At 59.1% G+C, this 18,109-nt stretch carries 19 protein-coding genes; 6 read left to right on the forward strand and 13 right to left on the reverse strand.

Annotated features, from left to right (window positions below; all coding sequences use genetic code 11):
* Nucleotides 1–62: 62 nt before the first annotated feature.
* Together L6D63_RS08950 and grxD are read left to right on the forward strand one after the other, a co-directional pair.
* The gene (locus L6D63_RS08950) at nucleotides 63–2,168 is read left to right on the forward strand and encodes a molybdopterin oxidoreductase family protein (protein ID WP_131671115.1); all 2,106 of its coding nucleotides are present in this window, start codon (nucleotides 63–65) and stop codon (nucleotides 2,166–2,168) included.
* Between the two features lie 97 nt (nucleotides 2,169–2,265).
* Nucleotides 2,266–2,607 carry a Grx4 family monothiol glutaredoxin gene (gene grxD / locus L6D63_RS08955; protein WP_003227729.1) on the forward strand — a complete coding sequence of 114 codons (342 nt, stop codon included), beginning with the start codon at nucleotides 2,266–2,268 and terminating at the stop codon, nucleotides 2,605–2,607.
* A gap of 184 nt (nucleotides 2,608–2,791) precedes the next feature.
* Here the strand turns inward: grxD and bfr are convergent, their stop codons facing one another.
* Together bfr and L6D63_RS08965 are read right to left on the reverse strand one after the other, a co-directional pair.
* Entirely contained in the window at nucleotides 2,792–3,265 is a 474-nt protein-coding gene (gene bfr / locus L6D63_RS08960; RefSeq protein ID WP_007963971.1) for a bacterioferritin, read from the reverse strand.
* Nucleotides 3,266–3,465: 200 nt separating this feature from the next.
* Nucleotides 3,466–3,684: a bacterioferritin-associated ferredoxin gene (locus L6D63_RS08965; RefSeq protein WP_003227725.1), complete on the reverse strand. Its 219-nt coding sequence runs from the start codon at nucleotides 3,682–3,684 to the stop codon at nucleotides 3,466–3,468.
* Between the two features lie 314 nt (nucleotides 3,685–3,998).
* On the opposite strand from L6D63_RS08965, the gene L6D63_RS08970 reads away from it, so the two are divergent.
* Nucleotides 3,999–4,601, forward strand: a complete 603-nt coding sequence (locus tag L6D63_RS08970) for a peroxiredoxin (RefSeq protein ID WP_007963972.1) — start codon at nucleotides 3,999–4,001, stop codon at nucleotides 4,599–4,601.
* A gap of 74 nt (nucleotides 4,602–4,675) precedes the next feature.
* On the opposite strand, the gene rnt is transcribed toward L6D63_RS08970, so the two are convergent.
* Both rnt and pyrC read right to left on the reverse strand, forming a co-directional pair.
* Nucleotides 4,676–5,353, reverse strand: a complete 678-nt coding sequence (gene rnt / locus L6D63_RS08975; protein WP_003227721.1) for a ribonuclease T — start codon at nucleotides 5,351–5,353, stop codon at nucleotides 4,676–4,678.
* Entirely contained in the window at nucleotides 5,350–6,396 is a 1,047-nt protein-coding gene (gene pyrC, locus L6D63_RS08980) for a dihydroorotase (RefSeq protein ID WP_047296199.1), read from the reverse strand. Before pyrC ends, rnt begins: the two co-directional genes overlap by 4 nt.
* 160 nt (nucleotides 6,397–6,556) lie before the next feature.
* Between pyrC and L6D63_RS08985 the strand changes: the two genes are divergently transcribed.
* Together L6D63_RS08985 and L6D63_RS08990 are read left to right on the forward strand one after the other, a co-directional pair.
* The gene (locus tag L6D63_RS08985) at nucleotides 6,557–7,465 is read left to right on the forward strand and encodes a flagellar protein MotY (RefSeq protein ID WP_047296197.1); all 909 of its coding nucleotides are present in this window, start codon (nucleotides 6,557–6,559) and stop codon (nucleotides 7,463–7,465) included.
* A 129-nt stretch (nucleotides 7,466–7,594) separates the two neighbouring features.
* The gene (locus L6D63_RS08990; RefSeq protein WP_027612065.1) at nucleotides 7,595–8,812 is read left to right on the forward strand and encodes an argininosuccinate synthase; all 1,218 of its coding nucleotides are present in this window, start codon (nucleotides 7,595–7,597) and stop codon (nucleotides 8,810–8,812) included.
* Between the two features lie 149 nt (nucleotides 8,813–8,961).
* On the opposite strand, the gene L6D63_RS08995 is transcribed toward L6D63_RS08990, so the two are convergent.
* Nucleotides 8,962–9,666, reverse strand: coding sequence for a hypothetical protein (locus L6D63_RS08995; RefSeq protein ID WP_047296195.1), 705 nt, complete (start codon nucleotides 9,664–9,666; stop codon nucleotides 8,962–8,964).
* A 496-nt stretch (nucleotides 9,667–10,162) separates the two neighbouring features.
* On the opposite strand from L6D63_RS08995, the gene L6D63_RS09000 reads away from it, so the two are divergent.
* A complete protein-coding gene (locus L6D63_RS09000) occupies nucleotides 10,163–10,789 on the forward strand; it encodes a response regulator transcription factor (protein WP_003227711.1) in 627 nt (208 codons plus the stop codon).
* A gap of 87 nt (nucleotides 10,790–10,876) precedes the next feature.
* On the opposite strand, the gene L6D63_RS09005 is transcribed toward L6D63_RS09000, so the two are convergent.
* The 8 genes from L6D63_RS09005 to metG form a co-directional block, all read right to left on the reverse strand.
* The gene (locus L6D63_RS09005; RefSeq protein ID WP_041068377.1) at nucleotides 10,877–11,056 is read right to left on the reverse strand and encodes a PA3496 family putative envelope integrity protein; all 180 of its coding nucleotides are present in this window, start codon (nucleotides 11,054–11,056) and stop codon (nucleotides 10,877–10,879) included.
* Between the two features lie 107 nt (nucleotides 11,057–11,163).
* Nucleotides 11,164–11,802: an endonuclease III gene (gene nth / locus L6D63_RS09010; protein ID WP_003227707.1), complete on the reverse strand. Its 639-nt coding sequence runs from the start codon at nucleotides 11,800–11,802 to the stop codon at nucleotides 11,164–11,166.
* Nucleotides 11,799–12,380: an Rnf-Nqr domain containing protein gene (locus tag L6D63_RS09015; protein WP_131671116.1), complete on the reverse strand. Its 582-nt coding sequence runs from the start codon at nucleotides 12,378–12,380 to the stop codon at nucleotides 11,799–11,801. Before L6D63_RS09015 ends, nth begins: the two co-directional genes overlap by 4 nt.
* Entirely contained in the window at nucleotides 12,377–12,982 is a 606-nt protein-coding gene (locus L6D63_RS09020) for an RnfABCDGE type electron transport complex subunit G (RefSeq protein WP_047296190.1), read from the reverse strand. Before L6D63_RS09020 ends, L6D63_RS09015 begins: the two co-directional genes overlap by 4 nt.
* Nucleotides 12,979–13,962, reverse strand: coding sequence for an RnfABCDGE type electron transport complex subunit D (locus tag L6D63_RS09025; protein ID WP_047296188.1), 984 nt, complete (start codon nucleotides 13,960–13,962; stop codon nucleotides 12,979–12,981). The genes L6D63_RS09020 and L6D63_RS09025 overlap by 4 nt, the downstream gene beginning before the upstream one ends.
* Nucleotides 13,949–15,172, reverse strand: a complete 1,224-nt coding sequence (rsxB, locus tag L6D63_RS09030) for an electron transport complex subunit RsxB (protein WP_131671117.1) — start codon at nucleotides 15,170–15,172, stop codon at nucleotides 13,949–13,951. The genes L6D63_RS09025 and rsxB overlap by 14 nt, the downstream gene beginning before the upstream one ends.
* Nucleotides 15,169–15,738: an electron transport complex protein RnfA gene (locus L6D63_RS09035; protein WP_047296184.1), complete on the reverse strand. Its 570-nt coding sequence runs from the start codon at nucleotides 15,736–15,738 to the stop codon at nucleotides 15,169–15,171. The genes rsxB and L6D63_RS09035 overlap by 4 nt, the downstream gene beginning before the upstream one ends.
* Before the next feature lie 132 nt (nucleotides 15,739–15,870).
* The gene (gene metG, locus L6D63_RS09040; protein ID WP_047296182.1) at nucleotides 15,871–17,922 is read right to left on the reverse strand and encodes a methionine--tRNA ligase; all 2,052 of its coding nucleotides are present in this window, start codon (nucleotides 17,920–17,922) and stop codon (nucleotides 15,871–15,873) included.
* Nucleotides 17,923–18,109: the final 187 nt, after the last annotated feature.

Raw genomic sequence — 18,109 nt, forward strand, 5'->3', positions numbered from 1 at the left:
GGCCATAGTTTTGTTCCCGCAGGCATGCCCGTTGCCTGCCCAGAACAAGACAGAGACTGGCCATGACCAAGACTCTCCATCACCGTGCCTGCCACCTGTGTGAAGCCATTTGCGGCCTGACCATCGAGACCACCGAAACCGATGGCAACGTTGCGATCACCTCGATCAAGGGTGACGCGCTCGACACCTTCAGTCGCGGGCACATCTGCCCCAAGGCCGTGGCCCTGCAAGACATCCAGAATGACCCCGATCGCCTGCGTCAGCCGATGCGCCGAGTCGGCAGCGAATGGCTGCCGATCGAGTGGGACGAGGCCTTTGCGCTGGTGGCCGAGCGTCTGGCGGCGATTCAGGAGCGCCACGGGCAGAATGCGGTGGCGGTTTATCAAGGCAACCCGAGCGTGCACAACTATGGGCTGATGACTCACAGCAACTACTTTCTCGGCCTGCTGAAGACGCGCAACCGCTTCTCGGCGACTTCGGTCGATCAGTTGCCGCATCACCTGAGCAGTTACCTGATGTACGGCCATGGCTTGCTGCTGCCGATCCCGGACATTGATCACACCGATTTCATGCTGATCCTCGGCGGCAACCCGCTGGCGTCCAACGGCAGCATCATGACCGTGCCGGATGTCGAGAAACGCCTGAAGGCGATTCAGGCCCGCGGCGGCAAAGTGGTGGTGGTCGATCCACGGCGCAGCGAAACGGCGGCCATCGCCGATCAGCACCTGTTCGTGCGGCCCGGTGGCGACGCGGCGTTGTTGTTCGGGGTGCTCAACACCTTGTTCAGCGAAGGCCTGACCCGTGACAGCCACTTGCCGGTTGAGGGCCTTGATGAAGTGCGCGCAGCCGTCGCAACCTTCACCGCCGAAGCCATGAGTCCGCTGTGTGCGGTGCCGGCCGAGCAGATCCGCCAACTGGCGCGGGATTTCGCTGCCGCCCCGAGTGCGGTGTGCTACGGGCGTATGGGCGTTTCGACCCAGGCGTTCGGCACCTTGTGTCATTGGGTGGTGCAGTTGATCAATCTGGTCACCGGCAACCTTGACCGGGTGGGCGGCGCGTTGTGCACCGAGCCGGCGGTGGATCTGGTGGCGTCGACCTCGGGCGGGCATTTCAACAAATGGCAGAGCCGGGTGTCCGGACGGCCCGAATACGGCGGCGAGCTGCCGGTGTCGGCGCTGGCCGAAGAGATGCTCACTGAAGGCGAAGGGCAGATCCGCGCGCTGATCACGGTGGCCGGCAATCCGGTGTTGTCGACGCCCAACGGCCGGCAACTGGAGCAGGCGCTGGACGGTCTGGAGTTCATGCTCAGCATCGACCTGTACATCAACGAAACCACGCGTTACGCCGACCTGATCCTGCCGTCGACCTCGGCGCTGGAGAACGATCACTACGACACTACGTTCAACCTGTTCGCGGTGCGCAACGTCACTCGCTTCAATCGGGCGATTCTCGCCAAGCCAGAGGGAGCGTTGCACGATTGGGAGATCTTCGTCGGCCTGGCCAAAGCCTTTGCCGAAAAGACCGGCAAGGAACTGAAGCCGACCCTGCCGCCGGCGAAGATGATCGATATGGGCCTGCGCATGGGGCTGTATGGCGATACGTCCGATCGGAAGCTGTCGTTGGCGACATTGTTCGATCATCCGCACGGGATTGATCTTGGGGCGTTGAAACCGAATCTTGCCGCCCGCCTCAAGACGCCAGATCAACGGGTGCAGGCTGCGCCGCCGGAGATCCTCGCTGATCTCGCACGCTTTGCGGCCTTGCAGGCACCGGCAGCCGATGAGCTGTTGATGATCGGCCGGCGCCATGTGCGCAGCAACAATTCGTGGATGCACAATTACCATCGTCTGGTGAAGGGCAAGCCGCGTCATCAACTGCTGATGCACCCGGACGATCTGGCGAGTCGCGGACTCGACGACGGGCAATTGGTGCGCGTCAGTTCGCGGGTCGGACAGATCGAAGTGGAGGTGCTCGGCAGCCTGGACATGATGAAAGGCGTGGTCAGCCTGCCCCATGGCTGGGGGCACGCGCGCCCGGGCGTGCAGATGGCGATTGCCAGTGGTCAGCCGGGGTCGAGCGCCAACGACCTGACCGATGAATGCCAGCTCGACGAGCTGTCGGGCAACGCGGCGCTCAATGGCGTACCGGTGACGGTGGTGGCGGCTTGAATATGCCTGTCGGGGAGACCGAGCAGCGCGCTCGGGATTCCGTTACAATGCGTCACCGTGCCGACCCATGAGTCGGAAAGTTCAGCCGAGGTGCTCCATGGATATCATCGAAACGATTAAAGAGCAGATTGCCAACAACACCATTCTGCTTTACATGAAAGGCTCGCCGAATGCCCCACAGTGTGGCTTTTCCGCGAAAGCTGCGCAGGCTGTAATGGGCTGTGGCGAGAAGTTCGCCTACGTCGACATCCTGCAGAACCCGGAAATCCGTGCCAATCTGCCAAAGTACGCCAACTGGCCGACTTTCCCGCAACTGTGGGTTGGCGGTGAACTGGTCGGCGGCAGCGACATCATGGCTGAAATGTTCGCCAACGGTGAGCTGCAGACTCTGGTCAAGGAAGCATCGGCCAAGGCGGCTGCGGCCAAGTCCGAAGCCTGATCCGGCTTTCACTCGGCACATGCTTCTGCTGTAGGAGCTGTCGAGTGAAACGAGGCTGCGGTCTTTTGATCTTCAGCCAATAAAAAGCCCCGCACCTCGAAAGAGGGCGGGGCTTTTTAGTGCGCTGGAAAAGTTAACGCGAGTTGCCGGTGCAATCTGAAAAGATCGCAGCCTGCGGCAGCTCCTACTCTTCGCCCATCTGCGATTGCAGATAGTTCTCGAGACCGACTTTATCGATCAGGCCCAGTTGGGTTTCCAGCCAGTCGATATGCTCTTCTTCGGATTCGAGAATGTCTTCAAGCAGTTCACGGCTGCCGAAGTCGCCAACCGATTCGCAATGGGCGATGGCGGCTTTCAGGTCGGCGTGGCCGGTCTTCTCGATGCGCAGGTCACACTCCAGCATTTCCCGGGTATGCTCGCCGATGTGCAGCTTGCCCAGGTCCTGCACGTTTGGCAGTCCTTCGAGGAACAGGATGCGCTTGATCAGCTTGTCCGCGTGTTTCATCTCATCGATGGATTCGTGGTACTCGTGCTTGCCCAGCTTGTTCAGGCCCCAATCTTCATACATGCGGGCATGCAGGAAGTACTGATTGATCGCGACCAGCTCATTGGCAAGGATCTTGTTGAGATGCTGGATGACTGTAATGTCGCCTTTCATGATGGGAGTCCTGCCCTGTAATAGCTGTATATAAGGCGGAGTTTGAGCCGGGTATCTATAAGTGTCAAACCTAAGTTATTGAATAATAAATGAAATTAAATCTGAATAAGAATGTTTGTGTTCCGCGTCTGGCACCTAAGCACTTGATTTGCGGACATAAAAAAACCGGACATAAGTCCGGTTCTTCGAAATCTGGGTAATTACGCAGCTGTAAATTCTACCGGATAGGGGATCGCAGCCTGAGCGGTTTGCAGCTTGGTCAGGGTTTCGCGAACCACTTCCTTGGCCAGGCAGGCACATTTGCCGCATTGACTGGCGACGCCGGTGGCCTGGCGGACTTCTTTATAGCTGCAGCAACCTTCATAGATCGCTTCGCGGATCTGTCCGTCGGTGACGCCAGTGCAGAGGCAAACATACATAAGTGAGAACCGTCGCTGGTTGTGACTCAATTGCGATGGATTTTAATGTTAACGAGAATGATTGTCAAAGTGCTTTCTGAATGGTTTTCGATCGAAAGGCGGGTCACTGACGAACGGTGATTAATGGCGAATTGCCTGGCCCCGAAAATGCCGGTCCGTTACCTGCATTGGGCAAAAAACCGTTAAGGACAGGCGAAAAACGCAGTGTATGATGGTCAGCCCTTGCGAAGAGGGTTCGTGTCACAGGGCTGTCGCCTAAGGGTGGCAGGCTGGCCCGGACCCTGAACTTCAAAGTTATTCACCAGGAGATATCCATGAGCGTACTCGTAGGCAAACAAGCCCCTGACTTCACCGTCCCGGCCGTACTCGGCAATGGCGAGATCGTTGACAGCTTCACCCTGTCCTCGGCCATCAAAGGCAAATACGGCCTGGTGTTCTTCTACCCGCTGGACTTCACCTTCGTCTGCCCGTCCGAGCTGATCGCTCTGGACAACCGCATGGCTGACTTCAAGGCGCGCAATGTGGAAGTGGTCGCCGTGTCGATCGACTCGCACTTCACCCACAACGCCTGGCGCAACACTCCGGTCAACAACGGCGGCATCGGCCAGGTGAAATACACCATGGCTGCCGACATGAAGCACGAAATCGCCAAGGCCTACGACGTTGAATCCGAAGGCGGCGTGGCTTTCCGTGGCGCGTTCCTGATCGACGACAAGGGTGTCGTCCGTTCGCAGATCATCAACGACCTGCCGCTGGGTCGTAACATGGAAGAGCTGATCCGTCTGGTCGACGCTCTGCAATTCCACGAAGAGCACGGCGAAGTTTGCCCTGCCAACTGGAAGAAAGGCGACAAAGGCATGAACGCTTCGCCAGAAGGCGTCGCGGCTTACCTGACCGAGAACGCTGCTGCCCTGTAAGGCGCAACGTCGAGGTACAAAAAAACCGGCCCAAGTGGCCGGTTTTTTCATGCGCAGGAAATACCCGACGAGGATCAGTCGTCGAAGTCTTCCCAGCCGCCCATCTGCTTCCAGCGGTTGACGATGCCGCAGAACAGCTCGGCGGTCTTCTCGGTGTCGTAACGCGCCGAATGCGCTTCACGGCCATCGAAGTCGATGTCGGCGGCCTGACAGGCTTTCGCCAGAACGGTTTGCCCGTAAGCCAGGCCGGCCAGCGTCGCGGTGTCGAAGCTGGAGAACGGATGGAACGGGTTGCGCTTCATGTCCAGACGCGCCACGGCGGCATTCAGGAAGCCCAGATCAAAACTGCTGTTGTGGCCGACCAGGATCGCCCGTTTGCAGCCGTTGGCTTTCAGTGCCTTGCGCACGCCACGGAAGATGTCGGTCAGCGCGGTTTCTTCGCTGACCGCCATGCGCAGCGGGTGATCGAGCTTGATCCCGGTGAATTCCAGCGCGGCTGCTTCAATGTTTGCGCCTTCGAATGGCTCGACGCGGAAGAAGTAGGTGTGGTCCGGGTAAACGAAACCCTTTTCATCCATGGCGATGGTGGTCGCAGCAATCTCCAGCAGAGCGTCGGTGGCCGAGTTGAAGCCACCGGTCTCTACGTCGACGACAACCGGCAGGTAGCCGCGAAAACGCGCTGCCATTGGATGGCGGGAACCGCCGCCGCCACCTTGACCGTCCAGTTCGTCGTCGAAATGGTCTTCACTCACGCGTGTTCCTCCAGCAGGCGCCAGCGCAGTTTTTCACCGGCGCGCAGCGGGATAACGTTCAGCTCGCCGAATGGCAGGCTGGTCGGGGCGGTCCATTCTTCACGAACCAGGGTGATGCGATCGGTGTTGGCCGGCAGACCGTAGAAGCGCGGGCCGTTGAGGCTGGCAAACGCTTCGAGCTTGTCCAGCGCATTACGCTGTTCGAACGCTTCGGCATACAGCTCGATGGCGGCGTACGCGGTGTAGCAGCCGGCGCAGCCGCAGGCGGCTTCCTTGGCGTGCTGGGCGTGCGGCGCCGAATCGGTGCCGAGGAAGAACTTCGCGCTGCCGCTGGTGGCGGCGTCGAGCAGGGCTTCCTGATGGGTATTGCGCTTGAGGATCGGCAGGCAGTAGAAGTGCGGCCGGATCCCGCCCACCAGCATGTGGTTGCGGTTGTACAGCAGGTGATGCGCGGTGATGGTCGCGCCAACGTTGGCCGAGGCTTCGTTGACAAACTGCACGGCGTCGCCGGTGGTGATGTGTTCGAACACCACTTTGAGCGTCGGGAAACGCTCGACCACACGGCGCATGTGTTCATCGATGAAAATCTTTTCGCGGTCGAAGACATCGACATCGCCACGGGTGACTTCGCCGTGGATCAGCAGCGGCATGCCGACTTCGGCCATGGCTTCCAGCGCCGGGAAGATCTTGTCGATGCTGGTCACTCCGGAATCGGAGTTGGTGGTGGCGCCAGCCGGATACAGCTTGGCAGCGTGCACGAAACCGCTGGCCTTGGCCTCACGAATTTCTTCGGGCTGGGTGCGGTCGGTGAGGTACAGCACCATCAGCGGTTCGAAACGACTGCCGGCCGGGCGGGCAGCGAGAATCCGCTGGCGATAGCCATCGGCTTCAGCGGCGTTGCGCACCGGTGGTACCAGGTTGGGCATGATGATGGCGCGGCCAAAGGTGCGCGCCACATCGGCAACGGTATTGGTCAACACGGCACCATCGCGAAGATGAATGTGCCAGTCGTCGGGACGCAGCAGGGTCAGGCGGTCGGACATGAGGGGATTCCAGGCGGGTCAAACTGAGGGGAATGCTACCGGAAAAGACTCTTGCAGGCACTCGCTATCAAGTTTTGCCGGAACCTTCCGATAGCCCGTAGGTATGCCGTAAACATAGTGTGAATCGGTCTTTGTGTGACAGAAGCCAATGGAGCCTCCCGTGCGCCAGCGATATTTAGCCTTGCTCAGTGTGTTTGCCAGCCTCCCCGCGATGGCGCTCACCTACCAGACGCGTCTGGAGAACATTGAGTGGACGGTCGAGGGCGACAAGTTCGAGTGCCGTCTGACCCAGCCGATCACCGATTTCGGCTCGGGCCAGTTCGTGCGCAAGGCCGGCGAGCAGGCGATCTTTCGTCTCAATGCCTACAACGCCATGCTGGGCGGCGGTTCGGCGACGTTGCTCGCGGCGGCCGCGCCCTGGCAGCCGGGGCGCAACGACATCAATCTGGGCAGCGTCAGGATCGGCACCGGCAACGTGCTGTTCAACAGTTCGCAATCCCAGGCCGGCGGACTGATCAGCGGTTTGCTCGACGGTCGCAGTCCGGTGGTGCGTCGTGCGTCCAGCGATGGCCGGGTTTCTGAAGTGCGTCTGTTGCCGGTGAAGTTCAGCAAGGCGTTCAACGAATACCAGACCTGCGTGGCGAAGCTGCTGCCGCAGAATTTCGATCAGGTCAAACACTCGCAGATAGGCTTTCCTGGCGAAGGCACCGATCTGGATGCCGACGCCAAGGCCAGGCTGCAGGTGATGCTCGAGTTCATGAAGGCCGACCCGACGGTCAATCACATCGAACTGGATGGCTATTCCGACAACAGCGGTAATCGCCTCACCAATCGTGAACTGTCACGCCGGCGCGCGCTGGCGGTGGTCGACTTCTTCAAGGCCAACGGCATCGCCGAATCGCAGATCACCGTGCGCTTCCATGGCGAGCAGTACCCGCTGGTGCCGAACAACAATGCGGCTAACCGGGCGAAGAATCGCCGGGTCAGCGTGAAGCTTGCACGAGTGGCGCCGACCACCGCGCCAGCGCCGCAAGCCAGCACACCCGCCAATGCTGCGGCGACTTCCTGACCCGCCGGTCATCGTCGCGCTCTCGACAGATTCTGTCGCTTTGTCGTCTTAAGCTGTCGCGCCTCTGTAAATTATCGGATTTGAGCGGTAGACTCCTCGGCTTTCCGTAGAACCCCGTGGAGTGATGGCATGGCGGACGTAAACAAGGTCGTTCTGGCGTATTCCGGCGGCCTGGACACTTCGGTGATCCTCAAGTGGCTGCAGGATACTTATAACTGTGAAGTGGTGACTTTCACCGCTGACCTGGGTCAGGGCGAAGAGGTCGAGCCGGCTCGCGCCAAGGCTCAGGCCATGGGCGTCAAAGAAATCTACATTGACGACCTGCGCGAAGAATTCGTGCGTGACTTCGTGTTCCCGATGTTCCGCGCCAACACCGTTTACGAAGGCGAGTACCTGCTGGGTACTTCCATCGCACGTCCGCTGATTGCCAAGCGCCTGATCGAAATCGCCAACGAAACCGGCGCCGACGCCATTTCCCATGGCGCCACCGGCAAGGGCAACGACCAGGTGCGTTTCGAACTGGGTGCCTACGCCCTCAAGCCAGGCGTGAAAGTGATCGCGCCATGGCGTGAGTGGGACCTGCTGTCGCGCGAGAAGCTGATGGACTACGCCGAGAAGCACGCGATCCCGATCGAGCGTCACGGCAAGAAGAAGTCCCCGTACTCGATGGACGCCAACCTGCTGCACATCTCCTACGAAGGCGGCGTGCTGGAAGACACCTGGACCGAGCACGAAGAAGACATGTGGCGCTGGACCGTCTCCCCGGAGAAGGCTCCCGACACCCCGCAATACCTGGAACTGACCTACCGCAACGGCGACATCGTTGCCCTCGACGGCGTCGAAATGACCCCGGCCACCGTATTGGCGACACTGAACAAGATCGGTGGTGCTCACGGCATCGGCCGTCTCGACATCGTGGAAAACCGCTATGTCGGCATGAAGTCCCGTGGTTGCTACGAAACCCCGGGCGGCACGATCATGCTGCGTGCACATCGCGCCATCGAATCGATCACTCTGGACCGCGAAGTCGCTCACCTCAAAGACGAGCTGATGCCGAAATACGCCAGCCTGATCTACACCGGTTACTGGTGGAGCCCGGAGCGTCTGATGCTGCAACAGATGATCGACGCTTCGCAGGTCAACGTGAACGGTGTGGTTCGTCTGAAGCTGTACAAAGGCAACGTGATCGTCACCGGTCGCAAGTCCGACGATTCGCTGTTCGACGCCAATATCGCGACCTTCGAAGAAGACGGCGGCGCTTACAACCAGGCTGACGCGGCGGGCTTCATCAAGCTTAACGCGCTGCGCATGCGCATTGCAGCCAACAAGGGCCGCAAGCTGTTTTAAGTCACGCAGGCCTGTATGAAAAATGGCGGCTTGTCTCTGGACAATGCCGCCATTTTTTTGTGCTCGTCTGGCGCTCTCCTGGATTGTCTGTCGCTACGGCCCATTCCGGGGTTTTCTTGAATACCCATTTCAGGCATCTGCCTTGCGTTTCATAGTTCTCTCAGAACCGTAGTGCTTTGCGTACTCACGTTATAGGCGACAAAGAGTTTCGCACCGCCGCTTTTCTTCGACTGTCTGATAAGGCTGAGCGTCCTTTGCTTGAGCAAAACTTCGGATACGGGATCGGTCAAAAACAGCACTGCCTTGGTTGATTGCTTGCTCAGGCGCGGAAAGTGTTCGACCAGAATATTGAACGCCTGTGAATTGTTCATCGGACGTACATCTATGGCACGCAACGTGCCCACGGGTTTAGGGAACTGAATGTTGTGTTCAATCCACGGTTCCTCCGGGCAGGCTATTTCAGCAGACCGATGGGAGTGCGTCTGGTCAGTACCTTGTTTTGGTAGCGTTCGTTCTGGCTTATTCGAATTTGATTTCTTGCCGCTTGCAATTGAAGTGTCTGTCGGAGACAAATCAGGGGTGCTCTCGGTGGTCTTGAGTTCCTCAAAGGTTTTTAGAAAGCTGTCATCTTTCTCGAAATCCGAGGGGGCGTACAGAGAGCGGTAGTTGAAGTTCAGTGTTAGAAAAAACAGCAGCAACAAGTAAAACGGGAAGCTGATCAGAAACCAGACATAGACCTCCCTTTCGTTGTTATCTAAAAAAGGCAAGGAAATGGCGGCTGATGATTCGGAAATAAATGCAAATATCGCAATTATAGTCATGGGGTTGGTTATCTTTTTTCTGACTTTTATCATGGGAAGTGCTCATTAAATGTGTGTTTCCGATAGGTGGAGTGGTTGGGTGTGGGTTGAAGTTTATGCTTGAGGCTATTTTTATATTAAAGAAAATCAGTTGGGTAGAAGTATCTTGTTTCAGACATTGATTGTTAAAGTGCTTTGAATGGTTTGTATGTTGTTTTTTACAATTGGTCATCTGCCAAGTGCCGATGGCGGGTGAGTCACAGGTATTCGTCGAACAGGAATATTCTGTCTGCATTCGATGAGCAACTTGCTCTGAAAGCGAGTGCGCAAGGGCTTCAGGGCGTAGTATTTTTCACGTCGGTGCAGGGGGTGGAAAAACAATCGTGTCATGGAAATAGTGCGTCAGTGGGTTTTTTTGTAGGAATAGTCTTTATTTGTTGTAGGGAATGTCTTTCGCTGGGAGTGCAATGGAACTCTCTTGTGCCATGTCGGAAGTGACTGGGCTATTGTGCGTGCTCTAAAAATTCGAACAGCGAAACTGGACTTGCCCATGAATAAAGTGCTGATCGTGGATGATCATCCCGTCATTCGTCTTGCTGTGCGTATGCTGATGGAACGTCATGGCTACGAAGTCATTGCAGAAACGGATAACGGTGTAGATGCTTTGCAACTTGCGCGTGAACAGATGCCGGACATCGTTATCCTGGATATTGGAATACCGAAGCTCGATGGTCTTGAAGTTATTGCGCGCCTGAACTCGACACCGATGCCCCTGAAAGTATTGGTGTTGACTTCCCAGGCCCCAGGGCATTTTTCAATGCGCTGCATGCAATCGGGGGCGGCAGGGTATGTCTGTAAACAGCAGGATCTGACGGAGCTGCTCAGTGCGATCAAAGCCGTACTGTCCGGATACAGTTATTTTCCCAATCAGGCCCTGCATACCGTACGTACCAGCCTCGGTAATGCCAGCGAGGCCGATATGGTAGACCGCCTGTCAGGGCGGGAGATGATGGTGTTGCAGCAGTTGGCGCGGGGTAAAACGAACAAGGAAATCGCCGATGGCATGTTTCTCAGCAACAAGACGGTCAGCACTTACAAGACCCGCCTGCTATTGAAACTCAATGCCCGGTCGTTGGTGGATCTGATTGAACTGGCGCAACGCAACGGGCTTGTCTGATGCTCCTGAAGCCCGAGGCAGCGTGGGCCGCACCGTGTCAGATGCTGCAGAAAGTAAAAAGCCTCCGGTCAGGGAGGCTTTCAAGTGTCAAAGATCAAAATCGTAGTCGGCCAATTGCTTTTGCAGTCGGCGCTCCTCAAGCAGGTTGTCGATGGTGCGGCGTTTGCTCAGATTGGTCTTGGCGACTTCGACCACCGGTTCGGCGTCGTCGGTTTCTACAGCGGTGAAATCGTCATCTACATCCAGTTGTTCTTTGCTGTCAGTCATAAGGTGAACTCCAGGCTAAGACTGCCTTTGGCGCTCCTTATATCGATATTCCTGCTGCGGGTAAAAAAGATTTTTTCAATCGGTAAATCAATTATTCCAATAGCCAATCAATCGTCCGAGGTTTTGTGTTTGTACTCGCACAAATCTTCGATCCGGCAGCTGCCACAGCGTGGCTTGCGCGCCAGACACACATAGCGACCGTGCAGAATCAGCCAGTGGTGAGAATCCAGCAGGTAGTCTTTTGGCACAAATTTCATCAGCTTCTTTTCAACTTCAACGACATTTTTACCCGGGGCAATACCGGTGCGGTTGCTCACACGAAAAATGTGCGTGTCGACCGCCATGGTCAACTGACGGAAAGCGGTATTCAGGACCACGTTGGCCGTCTTGCGGCCGACGCCGGGCAGCGCTTCCAGTTCTTCGCGCGTCTGCGGGACTTCGCCATTGTGCAGTTCGACCAGCATGCGGCAGGTCTCGATCACGTTTTTCGCTTTGCTGTTATAGAGACCGATGGTTTTGATGTATTCGGACAGCCCTTCGACGCCCAGTGCGTGGATCGCAGCGGGGGTGTTAGCCACCGGGAACAGTTTGGCCGTGGCCTTGTTGACGCCGACGTCGGTTGATTGCGCCGAAAGAATGACCGCGATCAACAACTCGAACGGCGAGGAATAGGCCAGCTCGGTCTTCGGCTCGGGATTGTCTTCATGAAGTCTGCGGAAGATTTCCAGACGTTTTGCGGCATTCATGGATGATGTGTTTCCTTGGAGAGAGCGTTCGAACGGGTCCAGGCCTGGCGGGCGGCGAGCAGAAGCCCAAGCACGATAAAGGCGCCGGGAACCAGGGTGAACAGGTGCAGCCCTTCGTCGAACAGCACCAGGCCTTGCCAGTGCTCAGGCAGGCCACGGCCGATATGGCCCTGACCGAACAGTTCACGCAGTCCAGCCAGCGCGATCAGCAACCCGCTCGACAGGCCAAAAAACTTCAGGCGCAGGCCAAATGCCTGAGCAAAGAATCCATTGTATTCCAGCACCACGCATTGCAAGGCGATCAGCCCGGCATAGATTCCGAGTGACTGTTGCCACTGCAACGCCCAGCGTTGCGCGAGGAGATTGGCGCAACTGGTCAGGGTGGCGGCCAGCAGCAGACTGGCCAGCATCCGGTCACTGTCAGACAGTCGCGAGCGCAATGCGCCGAAACAGACACCGTAAACCGCCACGACGGCGCCCGACATCAGCAGCATGCCCACTGCGCTAGCCAGTGTTGTACTGGTGCCAAGCAGCACAACCAGCATCAAGGCATTCGTCAGGTTTATCGGCCGGTTCATGATCCGATCCCCAGCAAGGTTGCCCGGTGCTCATCGAAGTAGCGCAAGGCGTCGTGGATGGCATTGACGGTGGCCCGGGAGGTGATGGTCGCGCCCGCCAGTTGATCGAACTGTCCCTGATCCTTTTTCAGCGCCCAGCCTGCGTTGTCAGGCGCGTGACGCGATTGACCGGTAAATGTCGCCAGCCAGTGGTTCGGCCAGTCGCCAATCCGCCCGCCGAGCGCGGGCGTTTCGTTGTGCCGCAGGGTTTTTACGCCCAGCAGTCTGCCGTTGGCATCGATGGCGATCAGCAGTTCGATAACGCCGGCATAACCCTCGGTCTGCGTGCGCAACAGCACCGCCACCGGCTGTCCGGCTTTGCTGGCGCGGTAACCCGCCAGCAATTTGCTGTGGCTCAACGTCGCATCAGTCAATGCCAGTGGCTGCTCCAGCGGCTGATTGTCGTATGCATCAGCCGCGAGTACATCGAGCAGTTTGCGGCTGTCGAGCAGGGTTTGCTCGCTGGCAATCTGTGGCGCACTGGCGCGTTGCACCACATAAGTCAGGCCGAGCCCTGCGCCGGCCAGCAGCACAAGCGTCACGACAGATACCGTGCGGCTCATGATTGCACCTGCGTCTGGCGGGCGGCGGCAAAACGTTCCAGCGCTGGCACGCAGAGATTCATCAGCAACACCGCAAACGCGACACCGTCGGGGTAGCCACCCCATGTGCGAATCAGGTAGGTGAGCAAGCCGACGCCAACGCCGAACAGCAGCCGGGCCAGCGGACTTTTGGCGCCCGACACCGGTTCGGTGATGATGAAAAAGGCACCGAGCATGGTTGCCCCGCTCAACAGATGAAACAGCGGTGAGCCGTGGGAATCCGAACCCGAACCGTTCCAGCAGAGCAGGCTGACGACAAACAGGCTGGCCAGCATGCCGACCGGCGCTTGCCAGGCGATTACCCGGCGCTGCAACAGCCACAGCCCGCCGGCGAGAAACGCCAGATTGATCCACTCCACGCCGCGTCCGCCGAAGCGGCCGAACGCCGGGTTGGCGGCGAACAACTCATCCATGGTCAGGCTCTTGTTGATGCGCAGACTGTCCAGCGCAGTGGCCTGCACCCAGGCGTCCGGGGCCTGGCCCAGATTCAGGACTTGGGCAAAAGCGGCCTGCAGATTCATGCCGTGCGCCGGCCAGTGGGTCATCGGCTGCGGGAACAGCAGCATCGCCAGGGCGAAACCGAGCATGGCCGGGTTGAACGGATTCTTGCCGACACCACCGTACAAATGCTTGCCGAACAGCAGACCCGAAGCCACCGCGGTCACGGTCAGCCACCACGGGCAGTAAGGCGGCAGGGCAGCGGCCAGCAGTGTCGCGCTGACCAGCGCGCTGCCATCGCTGAGCGTCAGTTGCAAAGGTTGGCGCCGCAGGCGGGTGACGCCGGCCTCAATCAGCAGCGCCGTGCTCGCCGCCAGAATCAAATTGATCAGCACGCCCCAGCCGTAACACCAGAACAGTGCCAACAATCCCGGCAGCGTGGCCAGCAGCACCTGCTTCATCGCCTGTTGCAGGCGATCATCCGGTGCCTCACGGGGCGACATGGTCTTGCACCTGACGCTCGGCGGCCAGCAGGCGAGCGCGGGCCTTGTCGAGGATGTCATTCGGTGTGTCGGCGCGGCGTTCGAGTTTGCTCAGGTCGGCGCGGGCGTAGGCCAATTCGGTTTTCAACTGGCGGAGCTGGTTGTCGATCGGGCGCTTTTCCATCCGGACCAGATCAGGCACAGGCTGCTCACTGGCCGCCTCGGCCACATGCAGGGCTTGCTCGGCATCACGCAGGGCCTGTTCCAGCGTGGCAATCTGCTGCGCGGGTGCTTCGGCGGTCTGAGCCTTTTTCAGTTCGGCGCGACGCATGGCCAACTGGATTTTTGCCCGTTTCAGATCCGCGTCTTTCACTGGAGCCGGAGCCGGAGCCGGAGCCGCAGCGGCTGGAGCGGCGGCGCTGCTTTCGAGTTTCGCCAGCGCCTGTTCTGCCGCTTCGAACTGCTGTTGCAGCACGATCAGTTGCGATTGCTGTTCGAAGGTCGGTGGATGGCCGAAGGCTTTCAGCGATTTGTGCAATTGTGCGCGGCTCATGGCGACATCGATCTTGGCTTTCTTCAGCGCCGCATCGGCGGTTGCGGCTTTCTGCGCGCGCACCCGTTCCAGAGCTGCCTGCACCGGGTCGAGAGTGGCCGCCGCCGGTTGCGCCGCCCGTTGCGCGCGGGCTTCGCGCTCAGCCTGTTTGTGCTGTTCTTCACGTTGCAGGCGGGCGTTGCGGCGTTCAAAACGCTGGCGCGCATGATCGCGTTTGGCCGTGCGTGCGCGCAGCTCTTCAAGGCTGGTCGCCAGACCACCGACCACCGGCAAGGTGCCGAGCGGCAGCGGGTGCATCTCGATGCAATCCACCGGACACGGTGCCACGCACAGGTCGCAACCGGTGCATTCGTCGATCAGCACGGTGTGCATCAGTTTCGCCGCGCCGACGATGGCGTCGATCGGGCAGGCCTGGATGCACTTGGTGCAGCCGATGCACTCGGCTTCGCGGATGTAGGCCACTTGTGGCGGTGCCGCGCCGCGGCTGACGTCCAGTTCCAGCACCGGTACTTTCAACAGTTCAGCCAGGGCGGCGATGGTTTCGTCGCCGCCGGGCGGGCACTTGTTGATCGGTTCGCCGTCGACGATGCCTTGCGCATAGGGCTTGCACCCGGGGTGGCCGCATTTGCCGCACTGGGTCTGCGGCAGGAGGGCGTCGATGAGTTGAATCAGACTCATGTTTTGATCAGTCCACTGAATCCGAGAAAAATCACTGCGATCAGTCCGGCGCCGATCAGGTCGATCGGCAAGCCGCGAAAGGGCAGGGGAATGTCGTTGTCCGCCGTGCGTTCACGCAAGTCGCTGAACAGGCTCAGCACCAGCCAGAAACCTAGCCCGGCGCCGAGGCTCAGTGCCGCCGCCTGCAACAGGCCATGATCATTTTGCGCATTGATCAAGGCCAGCCCCAGCACGCCGGCATTGCCCAACAACAATGGCCATAGCCCATCGAAGGGCCAGTCAGGCAGCGCACGGGTCAGCAGTTTCAATACTGGCGCGATCAGCAGCACGTTGAGCGGCAAGAACACGAACAGGTGCAGGGCCTGCAGTTGCAGCGGTACCAGCAGCCAGTGCCAGATTGCATAACCGAAGATGCCGACGCTCAGCATCAGGCACCCCGTCGCCAGCCCCAGCGCATGCACCAGGCGCCGACTGCCGGCCAGCAACGGATCGATACCCAGCGGCCAATGCAACACGAAGTTGTTGAGCAGGGCGGCACTGATCAGCGTAAGCGCAAGTTCGGTCATGGTTCTGCCGGCAGCAACGGGCGGGTGTCACTTAAGGTTAGGCATTATCCGGCACCCGCGAAGGGTGGGCCAGATATGAAAAATCCCACAGGCCTGCAGAACATGCCTGTGGGATCGTTTTACCGCTGGGTCTTACTTGATGCGTTGACCCGGCTTGGCGCCGCTGTCCGGGCTCAGCAGGTAGATTTCTTCACCGCCAGGGCCGGCGGCCATCACCATGCCTTCGGACATGCCGAACTTCATTTTCCGGGGCTTGAGGTTGGCGATCATCATGGTCAGGCGACCGTCGAGTTTCGACGGGTCCGGGTAGGCGCTCTTGATTCCGGAGAACACGTTGCGCTGCTCATCACCGATGTCCAGGGTCAGGCGCAGCAGCTTGTCCGCGCCTTCCACGTGTTCAGCCTTGACGATCAGGGCCACGCGCAGGTCGACGGCGGCGAAGGTGTCGAAGTCGATTTCCGGCGACAGCGGATCCTTGGCCAGTTCGCCATTGCCCGCAGGTGCGGCAGCGCCGGTGTCGGTCTGGCTGGCGGTCAGGTCTTCTTTCGAGGCGTCGGTCATGGCTTGCACTTTTACCGGGTCGATGCGGGTCATCAACGGTTTGAATTCGTTCAACTGATGGTTGGCCAGCAGGGTGGTGTGGTCGTTCCAGGTCAGCGGGGCGACATTGAGGAATGCCTCGGCGTCGGCGGCCAGCAGCGGCAGCACCGGTTTGAGGAAGATCACCAGCTGGCGGAAAAGGTTGATGCCGGTGGCGCAGATCGCCTGGACTTCATCCTGCTTGCCTTCCTGCTTGTTCAGCGACCATGGCGCCTTGTCGGCGATCCAGGCATTGGCGCGGTCGGCCAGGGCCATGGTTTCGCGCATGGCGCGGGCGAAGTCGCGGGCTTCATAGGCGTCGGCAATGCTTGGCGCCGCGGCGAGGAAGGCCTCGGTCAGCTCTGGCGCAGCATTGTTGTCGACCAGCAGGCCGCCGTTGCCCTTGTGGATGAAACCGGCACAACGGCTGGCGATGTTGACCACTTTGCCGACCAGGTCGGAGTTGACCTTCTGCACGAAGTCTTCGAGGTTCAGGTCGAGGTCATCGACACCACGGCCCAGTTTGGCCGCGTAGTAGTAACGCAGGTATTCCGGCGACAGGTGATCCAGGTAGGTGCGCGCCTTGATGAACGTGCCACGGGACTTGGACATCTTCTGGCCGTTAACGGTCAGGTAGCCGTGCACGTTGATCCCGGTCGGTTTGCGGAAACCGGCGCCTTCGAGCATGGCAGGCCAGAACAGGGCGTGGAAGTTGACGATGTCCTTGCCGATGAAGTGGTACAGCTCGGCGGTCGAGTCCTTGCCCCAGAACGCGTCAAAGTCCAGCTCCGGCGTGCGGTTGCAGAGGTTCTTGAAACTCGCCATGTAGCCGATCGGCGCATCCAGCCACACATAGAAATATTTGCCCGGCTCGTCCGGAATCTCGAAACCGAAGTACGGCGCATCGCGGGAGATGTCCCACTGTTGCAGGCCGGCGTCCAGCCACTCGGCGATCTTGTTGGCCACGGCGTCCTGCAGGGTGCCGCTGCGGGTCCAGGTCTGCAGCATCTGCTGGAAGTCTGGCAGCTTGAAGAAGAAGTGCTGGGAATCCTTGAGCACCGGAGTGGCGCCGGAGATGGCCGACTTCGGATCCTTCAGGTCGGTCGGGGCGTAGGTCGCACCGCACTTTTCGCAGTTGTCGCCGTACTGGTCTTCAGTGCCGCATTTCGGGCAGGTGCCCTTGATGAAGCGGTCGGCCAGGAACATTTTCTTTTCCGGGTCGAAATACTGGGTAATCGAGCGCTGGGCAATGTGCCCGGCATCGCGCAGCTTCAGGTAGATCTGGCTCGACAGCTCACGGTTTTCTTCGGCGTGAGTGGAGTGGAAGTTGTCGAAGTCGACCAGGAATTCGGCAAAGTCGGCGCTGTGTTCAGCCTGCACATTGGCGATCAGTTGTTCCGGAGTGATGCCTTCCTTTTCCGCGCGCAGCATGATCGCCGAACCATGGGCGTCGTCGGCGCAGACATAAATGCATTGATTGCCGCGATGCTTCTGGAAGCGCACCCACATATCGGTCTGGATGTATTCCAGCATGTGGCCAAGGTGGATCGAACCGTTGGCGTAGGGCAGGGCGCTGGTGACGAGGATCTTGCGTGGTTCGGACATGTGGGGCTTCGCTACTTGATGAAACGGAGGTCGGCCACTATAAAGCGCTGGCGCATATTTTTCACCCTGTGCCGCTGGGTACTTTGAGAGCATTTGTGGCGAGGGGATTTATCCCCGATGGGTGGCGAAGCCGCCCCCAAACCCGATATCAGGGCCTGTCAGACACACTGCGGGTGATGGTTTTGCG

The organism is Pseudomonas parakoreensis, from assembly GCF_021602155.1.
GTDB lineage: Bacteria > Pseudomonadota > Gammaproteobacteria > Pseudomonadales > Pseudomonadaceae > Aquipseudomonas > Aquipseudomonas parakoreensis.